General features: G+C 39.9%; 4 protein-coding genes. All 4 read right to left on the bottom strand.

Annotation, left to right across the window (positions count from 1 at the left end; genetic code table 11):
• Window positions 1–191 (bottom strand): hypothetical protein (locus AC29Z1_RS13550; protein ID WP_488271984.1); only part of this gene is annotated, 191 nt, incomplete at its 3' end.
• A 2-nt stretch (window positions 192–193) separates the two neighbouring features.
• Window positions 194–907 (bottom strand): Stp1/IreP family PP2C-type Ser/Thr phosphatase, encoded by a 714-nt coding sequence (locus AC29Z1_RS13555; RefSeq protein WP_488271985.1) that lies wholly within the window; start codon window positions 905–907, stop codon window positions 194–196.
• Window positions 908–912: 5 nt separating this feature from the next.
• Window positions 913–1368: an FHA domain-containing protein gene (locus AC29Z1_RS13560; RefSeq protein WP_488271986.1), complete on the bottom strand. Its 456-nt coding sequence runs from the start codon at window positions 1366–1368 to the stop codon at window positions 913–915.
• Window positions 1369–1397: 29 nt separating this feature from the next.
• A partial coding sequence (locus AC29Z1_RS13565) for an FHA domain-containing protein (RefSeq protein WP_488271987.1) occupies window positions 1398–2190 on the bottom strand: 793 nt, incomplete at its 5' end.

Here is a 2190-nt window from a genome sequence, read left to right on the forward strand (position 1 = left end):
AACGGGTCTGCAGTCATATAAAAACGTCGAACAACTAGCGAAGTTATCATCCACAGACCAATTAATCCCAAAATAATCGTAAGCGTCTGAAACGTAAATTGCTGGTATGCTAAAGTAACGACAAGATATCCATTAATTAAAACAAAACCGGCCAGTAGCAGTAGTCCAAACTCAGTTAGCTTATACTTCATAGCTAATCTTTGTATTGCACAAGAATAACCGTAATATTGTCATAGCCACCGGCCTCCTTGGCTTGCTCAATAAGGGTATTAACAATGGTTTGAGGATTATCTAGCAGTGTACAAATCTTTAGTATAGCTTCTTCTTTAAGCATATTGGTTAATCCATCGGTGCATAACAGTAAACTATCACCAGGCTGCCAAATAAACCTGCCAGAATCTATACAAATGCTGTTACTGGTACCCACAGCCCTTGTTAGAACATTGCGATGCGGATGTACTAGTGCTTCTTCACTCGTAATACTACCACTCTGCACCAGCTCCCAAACCAATGAATGGTCGCTGGTTATTTGGCGTAACATGTTATCTCTAATTAAATAAAGTCTGCTATCTCCTACATGACTCCAAAATATTTCATGGCCTTCAGCATATACCGCTGTAACAGTAGTCCCCATACCCTGGCATTCGCTTTTTTCCTGGGACATCTGGTAAACCACGCAATTTGCCAAATCAATTGCTTCTTTTAGTACTTGCTCCCAGTCGGATGGTTTTTTAATTTTTTGGATATGTTCCTGAATAGTACTAGCACCGAGGCTACTAGCAATTTCTCCGGCAACATGTCCACCCATGCCGTCGGCAACTACAAACAAGTGTGGTGGCGAAAAAACATAACTATCTTCATTGATTTTGCGTACCATACCAATGTCTGACTGTGCAAATGCCAGCATGGAAATCACCTCTCAAACGTAAGAGTAACCGCCCCAATCTGAATTACATCTCCATCCTTTAATACATATTCCTCTTTAATGGGTTTCCCATTAACAAGTGTACCGTTAGTACTGTTCAAATCAGCCAATAGATAATTTTGCTTTGCTTTTGATATACAGGCATGTTCATGGGAAACAAAACTATCATTAATGACAATGTCATTATGTTTACTGCGTCCTATCGTTACATTATCTGTTATAACAAAAATTTGTTGTGACAACAACCCTTGCTTATCATCCACGACAACAAGTTTAGGTGACGATAGATCATTACCAGCAGCCACTTGTAATTCAGAGCTAACAATGGGAACTCTTACCTTATCCGATAAACCGGTCAAATCTTTGAACGCTATTTTTATTACTTGGTATAGAAAGTAATAGAGCAGTATTACCAGGCTATACTGCAGGACTATTACAATCATATTAAGCACCTGCATTTTACCAGGCAAGATTACTTCACCTCATATAAAATCACAGTGTTTCCAACTCTCACTCTATCACCATTCTTCAGCCGCTTATGGATTATACGCTGGTTACCAACATACGTCCCATTAAGGCTTTTGGCATCATGAATTACATGCGAATTATCTTCATACACAATGTATGCGTGCAGGCGTGAAGTATTCATGTCCGTTAACGGCAGCTCATTCGTATTGCGACGCCCAATATTTATGCGATTAACGGTGCATTCTACTTGTAAACCGGCATCCACCCCTTCAATCACTGTCAAAAGGCCATGCAAAAGTTTCTGCGCCGGACGGTTTAAGAGCGCAGGCTCCATTTTATCGAATATTTTGGTATCCCCAAAATCTGAAGTGTTCGCAAATTGGTTCATCTTGTCTTCATAGGAGGCTTCGATGAAACTTGACGTTACCCTAAACTCTTGTCTGGTTAATTTTTCATCAGCTAAAAGTTCTATCTGTGGACTACCCGCCATAGTATAACCTTTACGTCGGCTTTCTTGGCATAAATACGCAGCTAATTCATCACACACTGCTGACGCACAAGGCTCCAAACGTTCAAAGTCTTCCTGATTTATATAGACTGTATAATGATTAGGCACATAAACATGTGCTACGCCAACAGTACGCTCATCTTCCATTTCCCTAGCCAATTGCTTGGCAATCTCGGCTGGTTGTAGGCTGCTGGAAAACTGTTTATTAAAAAAACCTTCAATATATTTTTCAAAAAACTTTTCGATATTGCGGACAATTTTCAACTCAAACACTCCTGCTAAAACAACC

The sequence above is a fragment of the Sporomusa sp. genome, assembly GCF_057736855.1.